The organism is Bifidobacterium sp. LH_416 (assembly GCF_056357055.1).
In genome coordinates, this window is sequence record NZ_JBKEVJ010000004.1 from 255,699 (window position 1) to 271,496 (window position 15,798).

General features: G+C 57.9%; 12 protein-coding genes and 1 other RNA gene. 11 read left to right on the top strand and 2 right to left on the bottom strand.

Annotation, left to right across the window (positions count from 1 at the left end; genetic code table 11):
• Nucleotides 1-5: 5 nt before the first annotated feature.
• From AC1AY0_RS09360 to AC1AY0_RS09405, 10 genes are all read left to right on the top strand, one after another.
• The gene (locus AC1AY0_RS09360) at nt 6-197 is read left to right on the top strand and encodes a hypothetical protein (RefSeq protein ID WP_476526287.1); all 192 of its coding nucleotides are present in this window, start codon (nt 6-8) and stop codon (nt 195-197) included.
• 22 nt (nt 198-219) lie between these two features.
• An RNA gene (gene ffs, locus AC1AY0_RS09365) (signal recognition particle sRNA small type) lies at nt 220-316 on the top strand.
• A gap of 143 nt (nt 317-459) precedes the next feature.
• A complete protein-coding gene (locus AC1AY0_RS09370; protein WP_476526289.1) occupies nt 460-1,581 on the top strand; it encodes a phosphatase PAP2 family protein in 1,122 nt (373 codons plus the stop codon).
• A gap of 138 nt (nt 1,582-1,719) precedes the next feature.
• Nucleotides 1,720-4,728 carry a type I DNA topoisomerase gene (topA, locus tag AC1AY0_RS09375; protein WP_476526290.1) on the top strand — a complete coding sequence of 1,003 codons (3,009 nt, stop codon included), beginning with the start codon at nt 1,720-1,722 and terminating at the stop codon, nt 4,726-4,728.
• Nucleotides 4,729-4,798: 70 nt separating this feature from the next.
• Nucleotides 4,799-5,419 carry a dTMP kinase gene (gene tmk / locus AC1AY0_RS09380; RefSeq protein WP_476526321.1) on the top strand — a complete coding sequence of 207 codons (621 nt, stop codon included), beginning with the start codon at nt 4,799-4,801 and terminating at the stop codon, nt 5,417-5,419.
• A 44-nt stretch (nt 5,420-5,463) separates the two neighbouring features.
• Entirely contained in the window at nt 5,464-6,615 is a 1,152-nt protein-coding gene (locus AC1AY0_RS09385; RefSeq protein WP_476526291.1) for a DNA polymerase III subunit delta', read from the top strand.
• 156 nt (nt 6,616-6,771) lie between these two features.
• Entirely contained in the window at nt 6,772-8,718 is a 1,947-nt protein-coding gene (locus AC1AY0_RS09390) for a hypothetical protein (protein WP_476526292.1), read from the top strand.
• A 174-nt stretch (nt 8,719-8,892) separates the two neighbouring features.
• On the top strand, nt 8,893-9,447 hold the full coding sequence (locus AC1AY0_RS09395) for a YbhB/YbcL family Raf kinase inhibitor-like protein (protein WP_033890810.1): 555 nt from the start codon (nt 8,893-8,895) through the stop codon (nt 9,445-9,447).
• Nucleotides 9,448-9,599: 152 nt separating this feature from the next.
• Nucleotides 9,600-11,201, top strand: coding sequence for a C69 family dipeptidase (locus tag AC1AY0_RS09400; RefSeq protein WP_476526294.1), 1,602 nt, complete (start codon nt 9,600-9,602; stop codon nt 11,199-11,201).
• A 31-nt stretch (nt 11,202-11,232) separates the two neighbouring features.
• Nucleotides 11,233-12,750: a formate--tetrahydrofolate ligase gene (locus AC1AY0_RS09405; protein WP_476526296.1), complete on the top strand. Its 1,518-nt coding sequence runs from the start codon at nt 11,233-11,235 to the stop codon at nt 12,748-12,750.
• Between the two features lie 339 nt (nt 12,751-13,089).
• On the opposite strand, the gene AC1AY0_RS09410 is transcribed toward AC1AY0_RS09405, so the two are convergent.
• Complete coding sequence (locus AC1AY0_RS09410; RefSeq protein ID WP_033890723.1) at nt 13,090-13,437, bottom strand: phenylpyruvate tautomerase MIF-related protein; 348 nt, start codon at nt 13,435-13,437, stop codon at nt 13,090-13,092.
• A 140-nt stretch (nt 13,438-13,577) separates the two neighbouring features.
• On the opposite strand from AC1AY0_RS09410, the gene AC1AY0_RS09415 reads away from it, so the two are divergent.
• Entirely contained in the window at nt 13,578-14,114 is a 537-nt protein-coding gene (locus AC1AY0_RS09415; RefSeq protein ID WP_476523102.1) for a GtrA family protein, read from the top strand.
• 150 nt (nt 14,115-14,264) lie between these two features.
• Here AC1AY0_RS09415 and AC1AY0_RS09420 read toward each other — a convergent pair whose 3' ends face one another.
• Complete coding sequence (locus AC1AY0_RS09420) at nt 14,265-15,698, bottom strand: MFS transporter (RefSeq protein WP_476523019.1); 1,434 nt, start codon at nt 15,696-15,698, stop codon at nt 14,265-14,267.
• Between the last annotated feature and the right edge of the window lie 100 nt (nt 15,699-15,798).

Consider the following 15,798-nt stretch of genomic DNA (forward strand, 5'->3'; position numbering starts at 1 on the left):
TAACCATGGGTGCTGAAAATAGAGCTAATTTTTGGGTGATTTCCACCTTGGGCGGAGTGTATTTGCGCCGAATTCTCACAAATTTGATGATTGAACGATGCCTGCTGAAAGGCTGCTGGACGCTGGCTGAAGGCATGGGAGTTGTGGGTGAGTTGTGGGTGGAGTTGTTGATGAAGCCGCTGGTGGAGTTGCGATAGTCCACGCATGTCTTTACACTGAACAAAGCCTCCACGCGGCGCTATGTCACCCAACTCCCCCAGGGCAGGAATGCAGCAAGGGTAAGTGGCCTCTTGCGGGTGCGTGGGGGTTTTCTATTTCCTCGCCTCTCTTTCGCATGTGCTGCGCATTGTGACTTTGTACATCGATTAGCTCGCCCACTAGCGTCTGTTTGTGCGGATTTGGCCCTGAGCCACGACTCTTACACGCCACTGTCCGGGGCGCGGCCGTACAGTCATGGGTATGAATGACGCACAGCATCCTGTAATTCGCGATCCGCACGCGCCTGCAAACATGGTCGGCTCTATTGATTCGATTGATTCCGCGGTCCACGATCCGTTGGCGGCGCTCGGCCCAGTATCGAGCCCGGCTCGCAATACCGACGACGCGGATATGTTCGATCATAGATTGAGCGATGATCTTGACCGAGGTCTTGCCCGACTTGATCCGCTGACCGTTCGCCCGCGCATTTCCAGCCGCGTGCTGTGCGCAGTGTTCGGCGTGCTGTTGATTCTGGTCGCATTCGGTATTTGGTGGCTGTGCGTCTACACCGAAAACGGTCAGTCGTATGACGAAATCGTGTGGAGCCAGCTGCCCGCCCATGTGCCGGTCTGGATATCAGGCGTGATTTACGCGGTGGCGCAATCCTGGCTTGTTATTGCAGTGAGCTGTGTGCTTGGCGGCATTGGCGTGATTATTGCCTTGGTGCGTCGCCGCTGGTGGCTGGTCGGGCAGATGGCAGTATTTGCTGCAGTGTGCCTTGCCGTCACCCAAATCAAACAGCTGCTGCCGCGCCCGTTCATCATTCAGACCGACTCACCGGTCGCTAATTCCGCGCCTTCCGGCCACACCATGCTGGCTGCAGCCAGTGCAGTATTGCTGCTGATTGCCGTGCCGCGAGCCGCGCGTGCGCTGGCCGCTGTAGTCGGCGGCATCTGGTCGGTACTGGTAGGCGTATCAGTGATGGTGGGGCAGTGGCACCGCACATCGGACGTGCTGATGTCGATTCTGCTGGTCGCGGGCCTGGCTTTGATTACATTGGCATTCACGCGCACCTCCGGCATGGATGATCCCGGCCGCCGCGTCTCCTCAGTGAGCGTGCAGATTGCAGGCAGTGTGCTGATTACTGGCGGATTGCTGCTTCTGGCGTACAGCGCGTACGTGATTTGGCAGGTACTGCCGGGCTTGAATATCGAAGCTTCCTGGTCAGTAGAGGGTGCCATTGTCAGTGCTGTGGTGAGTGTGTCTGGTATTGCCGCGCTCGCATTCGGTTTGTTGCTGGCGCTGCGCCATATTACTGCAGCACCGCTGAGCCGACTCGGCTTGATCGGTGCGCCGCCTGCACCGCCAGCGCAGCCGAAGTAATACCCAGAAGTACTGCCAAAGATGCTGAAAACAGCGTATTTGGCCGTCAACCGGCCGCAAATTTGGCAGTTGAGCATAAACCATGAGTATTATGACGCCAGAAACACCGTGCGTTTCAAGGAGATATAAGGAGAGGGCATGGCTACCAAGCTCGTGATCGTGGAGTCTCCAACTAAGGCTCACAAGATCGGTGACTACCTGGGCAAGGGATACACCGTCATGGCATCGGTTGGCCATATTCGTGACCTCGCACAGCCCAGTCAGGTTCCCGCGGCGGACAAGGCCAAGTTCGGCAAGTTCGGCGTGGATGTGAACGACGGCTTCAAGCCTTACTACATTGTGGATGGCGATAAGAAGCGCACGGTCAGTGAGTTGAAGTCTGCGCTGAAAAACGCTGACGAACTCTACCTCGCAACTGATGAGGATCGCGAGGGTGAGGCTATCGCATGGCACTTGGTGCAGACGCTCAAGCCCAAGGTACCGGTTAAGCGCATGGTGTTCCACGAGATTACCAAGAACGCCATCAATGATTCGTTGACCAAGACGCGTGATGTTGATGGCAATATGGTGGACGCTCAGGAAACCCGCCGTATTCTCGACCGTCTGTATGGCTATGAGCTTTCCCCGGTGCTGTGGCGCAAGGTTGGACCGGGATTGTCGGCCGGCCGCGTGCAGTCTGTGGCTACTCGCCTGATTGTGGAGCGCGAACGTGAGCGCATGGCGTTCAAGCGTGCACCGTACTGGGATATTGTGGTGACTCTTGCCGCGCCGGATGCGCAAGGGGAGACTGCTGAATTCTGCGCTCGCATGATTTCCCTTGGCGGCAAGCGGCTCGCCGGTTCCAAAGACTTCGGTGCTGACGGTCAGCTCACGCCGGACGGATTCAAGGCCAATGTTCGCCAGTTGGATGAGGCTTCCGCAACGGCCGTGGCTGAAACGCTGAAAAACGCTGATTTTACGGTGATGTCTATGGAGACCAAGCCATACCGTCGCCGTCCGCAACCGCCGTTTACCACCTCGACGTTGCAGCAGACCGCAGGCAATCGTTTGGGTATGGGCGCTCGCGCGGTGATGCGCGCGGCACAAAGCCTGTATGAGAACGGTTACATCACGTATATGCGAACCGATTCGGTGACGCTGTCTCAGGAAGCTATTGCAGCGGCCCGCAATGCGGTGAGCTATCACTTTGGCGAGGCGTTCCTTTCCGCCGAACCTAAGCAGTATGCGACCAAGACTGCAGGTGCGCAGGAGGCCCACGAATGTATTCGCCCAGCTGGTTCGCGCTTCCATGATCCTGATGAGTTGGCATCCAAGCTGCCGGTTGATCAGCTGCGACTGTACACGTTGATTTGGCAGCGTACGCTCGCCTGCCAGATGGCTGATGCCACTGGTTCTACTGCTACTGTTCGCTTGTCCGCTCCGGCTGGTGCCAATGAGGGTGAAGCTGTATTCCAGGCTTCTGGCACGGTGATTGAATTCCCGGGCTTTATGAAGGCGACCGGTGAAGGGCGTAAGAAGGCCGCGACTGGTGCCGCTTCGGGTTCTGCTGCCGCTGGTGCTGCTGAGGCTGCCGCTAAGACCAAGGGCGATGCCTCTGAGTCCAACGCATCCTTGCCGCCGATGACCGTTGGCCAGCGTGTTGATGCCACCAGCGTGGAGCCGGATGGCCACGAAACCCAGCCGCCGGCTCGCTACACTGAGGCCACGCTGGTTAAGACCCTGGAAGCCAAGGAAATCGGCCGCCCGTCTACGTACGCCAGCATCATCTCCACCATCATGGATCGTGGCTATGTCTATGAGCGCGGACGTGCGCTGATTCCAAGCTGGCTGGCATTCTCTGTAGTCAAGCTTCTGGAACAGAACTTCCCGAAGCTGGTGGACTATCAGTTCACTGCAGAAATGGAAAACGGTCTTGATCGTATTGCTCACGGTGAGGAAACCGGCCGCGATTGGCTGACCCGTTTCTACTTCGGTTCTGGCGAGGGCGCTGCGCATAATGCCGACGAAGCCCATGAAGGCTTGCAGCAGCAGGTGGCTCAGCTTGGCGAGATTGACGCACGAGCCATCAACACCATCGATATTGGCGAGGGGCTTCATGTGCGTGTCGGCCGTTACGGTCCGTACTTGGAAGACATGGAGCATATGGATGCCGAAGGCAATCCGAAGCGTGCTTCCTTGCCGGACACTATCGCTCCAGATGAGCTGACGGTTGCTGTGGCGCGTGACCTGATTGACAACCATTCCGGTGGTCCGCGCGAGCTCGGTACTGATCCGGCCACGGGTGGCACGGTGGAAGTGCGCAATGGTCGATTCGGTCCGTACGTGGCGTTGATTCTGCCTACCCCTGAGGGTGCGAAGGAAGCGCCGCGCCCGAAGATGGCTTCGCTGTTCAAAACGATGAGCCCGGAATCGCTGTCTTTGGAGGACGCACTGCGTTTGCTGAGCTTGCCTCGTGAAGTGGGCAAGTATGAGGAGACCAATGCCGAAACCGGCGAGGTCTCCGAATGCACGGTTTCCGCTAATAACGGTCGTTACGGCCCGTACCTGACCAAGACCGGCGCGGATGGCAAGTCCGAAACGCGTTCGCTCGCTTCCGAAGATGAGATTTTTACCGTTGACCTGAACAAGGCCAAGGAGCTGTTCTCCCAGCCGAAGTATGGCCGCGGACGTGGCCGTGGTGCTGCTAAACCGCCGCTGCGTGAGCTCGGCACTGACCCGGCTACCGGCAAGAATGTGACCATCAAGGATGGCCGATTCGGCGCATACATTACGGATGGTGAAACCAACCGCACCGTGCCGCGTCAGTACACGCCGGAATCCATTACGCCGGATGATGCGTTCCGCCTGCTTGCTGAAAAGCGTGCAGCTGGTCCGTCCACACGTGGTCGTGGTCGCGGACGTGGCGCTGCCGCTGGCAAGGGTAAGGGCAAAGCCGCAGCCGCTCCCAAGATGAGCGCTGTTGAGGCCAAGCGTGCTGAACGCCGTGCTGAAGTCAAGAAGCTGGCGAATAAGGGCTGGGCCAATACGCGTATTGCGGAAAAGCTCGGTTCCACCGCTGCCACAGTGAAGGCCGATATCGACTGGCTCACCGCCAACGAAGGCTTCACCCGCCCGGCAGTAGTAGCCGCCAAGCCCAAGAAGAAATAGCCTCACATCATCTTGGCTCTGCTTCAACAAGTCAACACGCAACTCGGTGCCTAACGCTAAGGTCGGTCGTATGACCGGTCTGTTTATTTCGTTTGAAGGCGTTGATGGCGTGGGTAAAACCACGCAAGTTGAGCGGCTGCGCGCATATTTGGAAGCTCATGGCCGCACGGTAGTGGTCACGCGCGAACCGGGCGGCACGGCGCTGGGAGCGGCAATCCGCCAAATGCTGCTGCACGGCGTTAACGGCTCAGCTGATATCGCTCCGCGCGCCGAAGCGCTGCTCTTCGCTGCAGACCGAGCCCAACATGTAGCCGAAACGATTCGCCCAGCGCTGGAACGCGGCGAAGTGGTCATCACCGACCGGTACTTGGATTCCTCCTTGGCCTACCAGGCCGGTGGCCGCGAACTGACTCTCAAGGAAATCCGCGATTTAAGCATGTGGGCCACCAATAATCTGCTGCCTGCTCGCACATATTTACTGGATATGGATCCGGCGATGTCTCATAATCGCCTCCAGCATGCCGAAGACCGTATGGAATCTGCGGGCGATGACTTCCAATCCCGTACACGCCAAGCTTTCCTCGACTTGGCCGCTGCAGAACCGAACCGATTCCGCGTGATTGATGCCAGCCAATCCATCGAGCAGGTATGGCTCGCCATCGAAACGGATATTTCCGGATTGCTACAGTAATTGGAAGGCGAAACAGCGCTGGCAACGGGGACGGGGGAGACGTAATGAGCGTGTGGGATTCATTGGTGGGGCAGAAGCCCGTCGTGGACATGCTGAGCCGCATCGCGCAAGGTGAGCCGAGTCAAATCACACAATCATGGCTGATTTGCGGGCCTCCCGGCTCCGGCCGTTCCAATATGGCTCGCGCTTTCGCGGCAGCGTTAGAAAGCCCGGACCACGGCATGAGTGCCGAACCTACGCGCGTCACGCAGCAGGTGCTTGCCGGTACGCATCCAGATGTTACGGTGCTCACCACTAACAAGGTGACTATTGGTATCGATCAGGTGCGTGACATCATCACCACCTCTGAGCAGATGCCGGCCACTGCACCGTGGCGCATCATCATTATCGAAGATGTCGATCGCATGCTCGAGCGCACCACCAACGTGCTCTTGAAGGAAATCGAGGAGCCGGCAGAGCGGTGCATTTGGCTGCTGTGCGCCCCCAGCGCGCAGGACGTGCTGCCGACCATCCGTTCCCGCTGTCGCGTGGTGAATCTGGCCGTGCCATCCACTGCTGCGGTTGCTGATTTCCTCACTGCCAACACGGGTGCCGAACCGAAGATTGCTCAACGCGCAGCCCGTCTGTCTGAAGGCCACATTGGTATTGCGCGCCTCTATGCCACAAATGAGCGCGTCATGTCCGACCGTGACGAGCTGATTGTTGGCGTATTGAACCTCGCCCGCGCTTCAGATGCCGTGATACTTGCCGGCAATCTGATTGATAACGCCAAAGGTCAGGCTGAAGCGGATGCCAACGAATGGTCCAGCAAGCAGGAGGCGGAATTCCGTCGTATCAATGGTCTTGCTGAAGGGGAGCGTATACCCCCGAAATTGCGTGGCGCATTCAATCAGGTGGCCAAAAAAGATGACGTGAAGCGTTACTCCACTCGTCGCACGCGTGACGTGCTCGACCGTGCGCTGAACTCCGTGGCCTCCATCTACCGTGATGTGGCCGTATTGCAGAACAATGCTGAGGATTCGGTGGGGCTCATCAATCTTGAGAATCGTACGGCAATTACTGAGCTGTCCGTAAGGCTTAATCGCGCGGGTGCTGTGGCTCGCCTTGACGAAGTGGCTCATGCTCGCAAGCGTTTGGCAGGCAACGGTAACCCTCTGCTCACCTTCGAAGCCCTCTTCTGCGCTCTCATTCCGTAGACAGTTGGTGATTTTTGCTTCCCTCTGATGAGGGAGGTTTGTTCATTTTCGCCCCCATGTGTCCATCTTCCGAAACGGTTTTGACCTCGGGGGGGGGGTATTGTTCCGCCTTAGGAGTGTAGTCACGGTGGCTGCACCCTATTTAAGGGGATTTCCATGAAGAAGATGGGCAAAGTTGTTGCCGTCCTCGCCGGTTTGAGCATGATGCTCGCAGGCGCTGGCACGGCGTACGCCGACGATACTGCCGGCACTGATACCACGCCTCAGACAACGCAGTCGCAGCAGGCCACTGCCGATGCACAGGCCACGCAGGCTCAGACCGATGCCGCTCAGGCACAGGCTGATCAGAACGAGGCCGCTAAGGATGCTGCCAAGACTCCGGCTCCGGCTACCGCTGAGAAGCAGCAGGCCAAGAAGACCACCAAGCAGGCTGCGCCCAAGGCTCAGGCTGCAACTGCCGCCGGCCCGACCATCAGCAATGTTGAGGCTCCGTCCACGGCGCTGATTCACGGTGCGGATTATTCCAACGTTGACCAGTCCGCAGCATTCAAGGTGACGCTGACCGGACTGACTCCAGGCCAGCCGTACGGTGTGCTGTCCACCATGAATAATGGCGATTTGCCGGCACTTGGTGCTTCGGCTACTGCGTATAACTACACCGCTCCGGTATTCACTGCTTCCGCTGCCACTCAGACGGTGGATGTGTTCTATCGCGGCCTTCAGAAGCCGTCATCGACGGTAACGTTCGCCCTTATTTCGGGCGATACCATTAGTGGCAGCGGTGACTATACTTCTCTGAACGGCACTGTAGCGAACATTTTTGGTGGCGTGCAGGTGAAGGTCATCGATTTGGAAGGAAAGACCCCGGTGACCCTTGACAGCCAGTCTGTGGCCGACCTGGGTGTGCACACTGCTGGTCTCAAGGCCCATTACACGGTTGACCCGTCGTTGATTAACGAAGTGTCCAAGATTTGCTACTCCACCACGCTGAACCGCATTTATAGCGTGAACGGTACCTTCAACAGTGATGACTGGGCTATTGGCTGGGCCGTCCGCTCTGCGTGGGATTGCACAACTGGTGCCGTCTCGGACGATGAGGACACCTCTGGATCCATCTATAAGGTTAGTGATATCGCCGCTCCATACATCACCGCTCATTCTCAGGCTGTGATTGGTCAATGGTTCAACCGTGGTAATACGGTGAAGGCTGAAGATCAGTCGAATAAGACTCTGCCCGCTTCTGGCGACATTGAGTCTGTGATTCCAGGTTTGCTGGCAAACACCAAGTACGGCAACTGGGGATACAGCGGTACCGCTGATCCTGCAGAAATGCTGTTCAACACTGCTAAGTCTGGAGCCACTGCCAAGGATCCGGCTTCCATGATGTACTCCGGCATTGTGCTGACCTTCAAGGACGGCTCCCAGTTCGTTCCGAATGCGATGGAAAACCCCAAGGCTATGCAGGAAGTCAAGGACTTCACCACCAAGGCCGCCGCTAATGGTCCGGTTGCTTCAGAGCAGCTGACCGATGCCAACAAGAATGGTGTCGAGGGTTCTAACGACGGCAAGGCCACCGCCGGCTCCACCTACCGCGTGTACGTGGACAGCCTCAAGGACACTGCTGCTTGCCAGGCCGCCATCGCCTCCGGCCAGTACTGCTACTGGACTGGCTACATTTACTCCACGCCGAAGCAGCTGAGCTCCGCCGACGGCAAGGCTTCTGCAGTGCGCGTGGACAAGGATGGCAAGGCCTACGTCGAGTATCAGATTCCGTCCGACACCGTAAATGGCGACCACAAGATCGCCCTCTACGACAACGACGGCAACCTCCTCGGTTGGACCCCGGTAACCGTTGTTGCAGGCCAGAACAATAACAATCAGGGCAACAACAATAACAACAGTGGTTCCAACGACCAGAACAACGGTGGCGATAACAACCAGAACACCACCAAGCCGAGCGGTACCACCAACAAGAACAACACTGCCAATAAGCAGCAGAAGCTGACCAATACCGGCAGCAGTGTGCTGGTGATTGCATTCGCCGCAGTCGCATTGCTGGTTGCTGGCGCTAGCGTGGTGATTTACCGCCGTCGTCAGGCCTGATGCAGTAATTAGCTAGGCAATCATCGCCTAATCACGAGGGTTTCTTCCGCTTGGAAGAGACCCTCGTTTGATATGCGCGACAGTGCCGGCTGCAATATCAGTCGCGCAGAAAGGATGCGAAGCTGTTATCGCAGCAGATTTGGCGGTAACATGCCCCGCGATACACTGGAGCGTATGAAGATTTCCGCTGATTTCACGGTGGTGCCTGACGATTTCGCCAAGGCAGCCGCGCCCGAATATCGGGCGGGCGGCGTCCCAGTCATCTCCTTCCCGTTCTACGTGGACGAGGTGAACCCGGAGGCCCGCTATCTGCACTGGACATTCACTGACCCTGATTCCATTCCGGTCTGCGGCTTTGAATGGATTCATTGGACTGTGGCGAATCTGCCCATCGACGCATTGATGTTCGATTTCAATGATTCGCATGCGCTTGCCATTCCGCCGGACTTCTCCCGCCAGATGCCGGCCATGATTCCCGAAGCCGTGCAGGGCCGCAATTCCTCCGCATCCAAGTTCGTGGGGCGCGATAACGATCCGGCCGTGATTATGCGATACAACGGCCCGCAGCCGCCGGACAAGGATCATGATTACTACCTGCACGTTTGGGCCACAAAGGAACCACTGCCTGGCTTGAATCAGGGATTCTGGATGAACGAGCTGCTGCACAAGCTGCGCGAATGCGGCGAAGCCCCTGACCAGGGCGGCATGTTCGTCACCGGCAAGGCGTGATTTTTATAAGGAATCGGCTTTAGCCGATAGTTTTTCTGCAGGCTTTCGCCTGCTATAGAACTACCCCTCAGTCGCCTTCGGCGCCAGCTCCCCTGACAAGGGGAGCCAAGGTTCTAGAGGGGAAGTCGAGATTAGAAAGGACATAACAGCACATGGCCTGCACCACCATTCTGGTAGGCAAGGATGCGAGCTACGACGGCTCCACCATCATCGCTCGTAACGAGGATTCCGCAAACGGCGAATTCAACCCGAAGCGCTTCATCGTGGTGAAGCCGGAGGAGCAGCCGCGTGAATACAAGTCGGTCATCTCCCATCTGACCATCAATCTGCCGGACAATCCGCTGCAGTACACTGCAGTGCCGAACGCCGACCTCAAGGAAGGCATTTGGGGCGAGGCCGGTGTGAACGAGGCAAACGTGGCCATGAGCGCCACCGAAACCCTGACCACCAACGAGCGCGTGCTCGGTGCTGATCCATTCGTGGAATACACCCCGGCCAAGGGCAATGAGCCCGAAGTGGCCGGCGGCATCGGCGAAGAGGACTTCCTGACCATTGTGCTGCCGTACATCAAGACCGCACGCGAAGGTGTGCAGCGTCTCGGCGCTCTGCTCGAGGAATACGGCACCTACGAGATGAACGGCGTCGCCTTCTCCGATGTGGACGAAATCTGGTGGCTGGAGACCGTGGGCGGTCATCACTGGATCGCCAAGCGCGTGCCGGATGAGGCATACGTGACCATGCCGAACCAGCTGGGCATTGACGAATTCGATCTGGCCGACGCTCTGGGCGATCAGGAAGATCACATGTGCTCCGCCGATCTGGCCGAGTTCATCGAAGCCAACCATCTGGATCTGGCCGTGGAGAACACCACCCCGTTCAACCCGCGCGACGCTTTCGGCTCCCACTCCGATTCCGACCACGTCTACAACACCCCGCGCGCATGGTCCATGCAGCGCTTCCTCAACCCGTACGACGAGGTCTGGGACGGCCCGGATGCCGACCACAAGCCGGAATCCAACGACATTCCGTGGGCTCGCCAGCCTGAGCGCAAGGTGACCATCGAAGACATTAAGTACGTGCTGAGCTCCCACTACCAGGGCACTCCGTTTGACCCGTACGGGCAGCTGGGCGATGAGCGCACTCGCCACATGTACCGTCCGATTGGCATCAACCGTCAGAGCCAGCTTGCCGTGCTGCAGATTCGCCCATACCGCCCGCAGGCATCCCGTGCTGTGCAGTGGATGGCTTACGGCTCCAACCCGTTCAACACGCTGGTGCCGTTCTTCCCGAACGTGGACACCACGCCCGCCTACCTCGAAGACACCACCACCCGTGTGACCTCCGAGAACTTCTACTGGGCCAACCGCATCATCGCCGCCCTGTGCGATGGCGCATTCCGCTCCACCGCCAACGCGGTCGAGCGTTACCAGGAGAAGACCGGCGCAATGGGTCACCGTCTGGTGGCCGCCACCGATGAGCAGGTGGCTCGTCTTGGTCTGACCGCCGCTGAGGAAGCCGCACAGTCGGCTGCCGAAGAGGAGTTCGAGGCAGACAACGTGGACGGTGACGTGCAGCCGATGACTCCGGACGAGATTATTGAAGCCACTCGCAACACTGAGGTGCGCGGTATTCTCGCCGCCGCCAACCAGACGATGGCTGACCAGCTCAAGGAAGAAACTGAGAAGCTGCTTGACTCCGTGCTCTACACTCGCAGCATGGAGATGAAGAACGGCTTCCACATGTCCGATTTTTAATCCGCATCAGATCAAATAGAAAGGCCTATCAATGACCACTATTGAAGACTTCACCAGCCAGTACGGTCTGGTCAAGAAGATCGACGCCTTCGGCTACATGAAATACCTGGCCGAAAACCCGGATGCCCCGCGCAAGCACGGCAAGGTGGTGCTTGTCACCGCCGATACGCCGCTCAAGGCATCCCGTGGCGAGGGCAAGACCACCACCACCATTGCCCTGATTGACGCTCTGAACAAGCGCGGCATTGACGCAACCGCAGTGCTGCGCCAGCCGAGCATGGGCATCACCGCAGCTGGTTCCAAGGGCGGTGCCTCCGGTGGCGGCAAGGCATCCCTGACTCACCCGGAACTCATCGACTGGGGTCTGTGCGGTGAAATGGGCTCTATTGAGGCCGCCCAGAACCTGCTCGTCTCCTTCGCTGAGAAGGCTGTGGACGAAGGCAAGCTGGACGATATTCTCGTGCCGCGCGTTTCCGAAGTGCCGAGCCGCTCCCTGCGCTCCATCGCCGTGGATTACGGCAAGGGCAACGTCAAGGAGAAGATGGTGCTCACCCCGACCTGCGAGCTCATGCAGATTGTGGTGCTCTCCCGCTCTATGGATGAGATCGCCGATCGTGTCTCCAAGATGATCGCCGGCACCAAGGATGGCAAGGCCGTGACCTTCGGTGAATTCGTGGATCTGTGGCGCATCACCGGCATCCTGGCCGATGCCGTCAAGCCGGCCCTGACCGAAACCGTGAACGGCTCCCCGGTCTACGTGCACGGCGGCCCGTTCGCCAACGTGTCCATCGGCATTCCGACCTTGATCGCCGTGGAAATGGCGTGCGCCCTGCACGATGTGGTCATCGTCGAAGCCGGTTACGGCACCGACGCTGGCGCCCAGAAGTGGTTGGATATCGCCTGCCGTGAATACGGCGCTCAGTGGCCGTCCGCCGCCATCGTGGTGACCCGCGCCTCCACTTGGCGTGACGACGAAGAACTCGCATGGCGCTACCCGTTCCATGTTGATCGCTTGGAGAAGCTCGATATTCCGGCATTCCCGCTCATCAACCTGTGGGAAGGCGAGGACGATCAGATTCCTGAACTGCGTGAAACCGCTGCCAAGCTGGAGTTCCGTGACCCGATTATCGGCAACCTGTACCGTGATGGCGGCGATGGTCTCGCCGACCAGATTGACGCTTTCGTGGACGTGCTGACCAACGGCTCCATGCCGCCGGCCCAGCACAGCCACAAGGGTATGCCGATCATCGACAATGCCAAGTGGGTTGCTGAGCATGCCTACGGTGTGCCGGCTGAGCGCGTGCTGCTTAAGGACGGCTTCCTGGATTCCTTGGCTGAAGCCAACAAGCTGTGCCAGTCCGCTGGCATCTCGCTGGATGATCTCGCCTTCGTGGCCGTCAAGTCCCCGGCTACCATGACCGACAACGATCGTGCTCCGGAAGACGAGCGCACCGTGACCCTGAAGAAGGTGGAAGTGCACGCTGGCGCCGGTCTGGCTCACGTGAACCTGACCACCAGCCTCACTACCCCGATGCCGAAGATCGTGTGACGAAGAGCCCAGTGGGCTCTTCGTAGCAGCGAGCAGCGATAGCGTCGCGAGCGTCGCAGGGTAAACGCAGAAAGCCCGCCGTGTGGCGGGCTTTCTTGTATGGAATCGCACTGCGTGCGATGCTGGTTTTCTGCAGGCTGCGCCTGTGCTTCTCTCCCCCACCCGGCTTCGCCGGGAGCCCCCTCGTCAGAGGGGGCCAAGGTGACTGTCATTAGGCTCCCTCTGACGAGGGAGCTGTCACGGGCTCTGCCCGTGACTGAGGGAGAGAAGAGAGCAGGCGCAGCCTGCGGGAAAATCTGCTGTCAGCCTATGGCTGGCAGCTCCGTTCGTCAGAAGGAATCAGAAATTCCCGCCATTCCAGCCCCAGTCGGTGGTGGCGGTGTAGCGGATGTAGGTGCGGTCCTCTGGAATGCCGAGCGTGGAGTTCAAGGCGGCCATAATAGACTCGGTCAGCTTCTCCCATGCGGAGCCCGGCACGGAACGGCCGAACACGTTCACCTCAACATAGGCAGCCGGCTTGTCGTCGGAACCACCGAAGTAAATCGGCATATTGTCTTCAAACGGGCACATCAGCCAGCCTTCGGACTTGCCCGGCACAGCGGTAATAGCCTTGCCATAAGCAGCCTTCAGTGCTTCGCGCTGCTCAGGAGTAGTGGATACGGAAACGTGAGTGTGAATAACAGGCATAATTCCTCCTTGATTCGGTTCGCTTCCTAGTGTAGGCCAATCTCAATTGCGGAGATTATTGGCCGGAAGCCTCGAACATGCTGCAACGGTCAGCCCGATAGTGTTGAATACCCACTGTGAGAAAACTGATTGCACAGCTTATGAAGTTCGGCATTGTGGGTGTTATCGCCTTCATCATCGATTGGGGTATTCTGAACCTCTTGGTCGGCGTATTCCACATGCATAATGTGATTGCCGCTACCATCTCCTTCATTATTTCGCTGATTTTCAACTATCTGGCGAGTATGAAGTTCGTATTCAAGCATCGCGACGATATGGCCCGCTGGATGGAGATTCTCATCTTCGTGGGTGCCGCGATTATCGGTCTGTTCATGAACGACGCAATCATTTGGATTTCCACCTACGGCATGAACCGCGACGCATTCGTCAGCCAGCATGCTGAATACCTGCTGCGCACGAACATCGGCAAGCTGGTGGCCACCGCCGTGGTGATGGTGTGGAACTTCCTCATCCGTAAGTGGCTGCTCGACGATACGCATACTAATGCGATGAACCGTTTGAAGTCCAAGGAGAATCGCCTCACTGCCGAAGAGCTCGAAGCCAAGTGGCAAAACAGCTTCTCTCATAAGCTTGGCGTCTGGTCCATTGAGCACACTCCGAAGGGTTGGCCGAAGTAATCTGCGAGTCTGTTTTCGTTATAAAAGCCCAGTCAATTGACTGGGCTTTTACCGTTTTGAGGCTTTGCCAGTTACTCTGGAATTTCTCTAGAGTGATTTTGACGGAGATTGAATTATCGGACATGTTATCGGACATGTCCGATAACAGTGTCACACAGCCACTTCGGTGAGGGTGGGCTGTTCGGTGGAGGCCTTGATCTGCTTGAAGCCGATTAGAGCAATCACCAGTGAAGCGATAGCCAACGTGGTGACCACCATAAAGCCGCCGTGCGAGCCCATGCGGTCGATGAACTGGCCGGCAATCGCGGAACCGGCTGATGAACCAATGGAATTCATTGCGCCCATCCAAGCCATACCTTCAGTCAGACGAGACGGCGGCACCAAGTGCAGCATCAGCTGATTGCCGTTAATCCAAGTAGGGGCCTGGCACACACCAATCACCAAGTAGATGAGCATAATCACCCACAGATGCTTAGCGAACAGGAAAGTACTGATGCCGATGTTCACCACGGCCAAGCAGAAGTAGAATCGCTTCCACAGTGCAATCGACCAATTCTTAGCGCCATATACCAGCGCACCCATCAAGGAGCTAATCGAGAAGCAGGCGAACACAAAGCCGGTGTACTGCTTCATATTTGATTCAGTGGCAAACGCGATGATGGAAATACCGGTAGCCGACTGGAATGCGCCCAAGCCAAACCAAGTCACGCATACGGCAATCAAGCCCGGGCCCCAAATGGAAGCCTTCTTGCCGCTGCGAGCTTCGGCAACGGCAGTGTCAATAGCGGCCTGAATCTGCTTCTCATCGGTCACGCCTTCGCGCTCCATACGGCGGCGGGCTTCCTCAGCGGCGGTTTCCACCTTCAACGCTTCAGCACGGGCGGCCTCACGCTCACGGTATTCCTTACGAGAGATGCCTTCTGCGCGCGCCAAATCGGTCTGCGACGGCGGCTCGGTAGTCAACTCGGTGAGGAACATCAGCGCACCTACCACCACGCACATGCCGGTGAAGGAGAATGCGAGCAGACCGGAGATCACGGCCAGCGTGGAAGCCAGCGGGTTGCCAACCACCCACATGCATTCGTCCAGTACGCCGCACAGGGAGAGCGCGCGATTCGTGCGCTCGTGATCGCCCTTCAAAATCTTGGTCCAGCGGGCGCGGCTCATTGCACCCCACGGCGGAATTGCGGCGAGGAATGGTGTTAAGCAATACAGCACCCATTCCGGCGCACGATTGGTGATGGAAGTAGTCAGTGCAATGGCGGCGGTAATCCACACGATGATGGTGGGGATTGACACTTGACGCTGGCCGAATTTATCGGTGAGTTTGCCCAGCAGAGGCGTTGCCACGGCTAATGCAATCGCCTGAATGGCGGTGAGCATGCCAGCCAACGAATAATTGCCGTAGTAATGCTGCACGGAAATGGTGATAGTCATGCCCACCATCGGGAAAGGCATGCAAGCGATCACGCCGCCAATGGAATAGCGTGCGGTATGCGGAATTCGCAGCAGTTCAGCATATCCGCCAAAAACCTTATGGCTGACTTCCTTGATGGCGGCCGTAACAGTGTTCGTATTGGACATAACAGCACTACGCTCCTTTCCGCTCCCGATTGGATGTCCCTCGCTGCCCGTGGCGTTGGGTGGCGAAGCCCTCATCGAATGATGTGTTTGTCCATGGTCG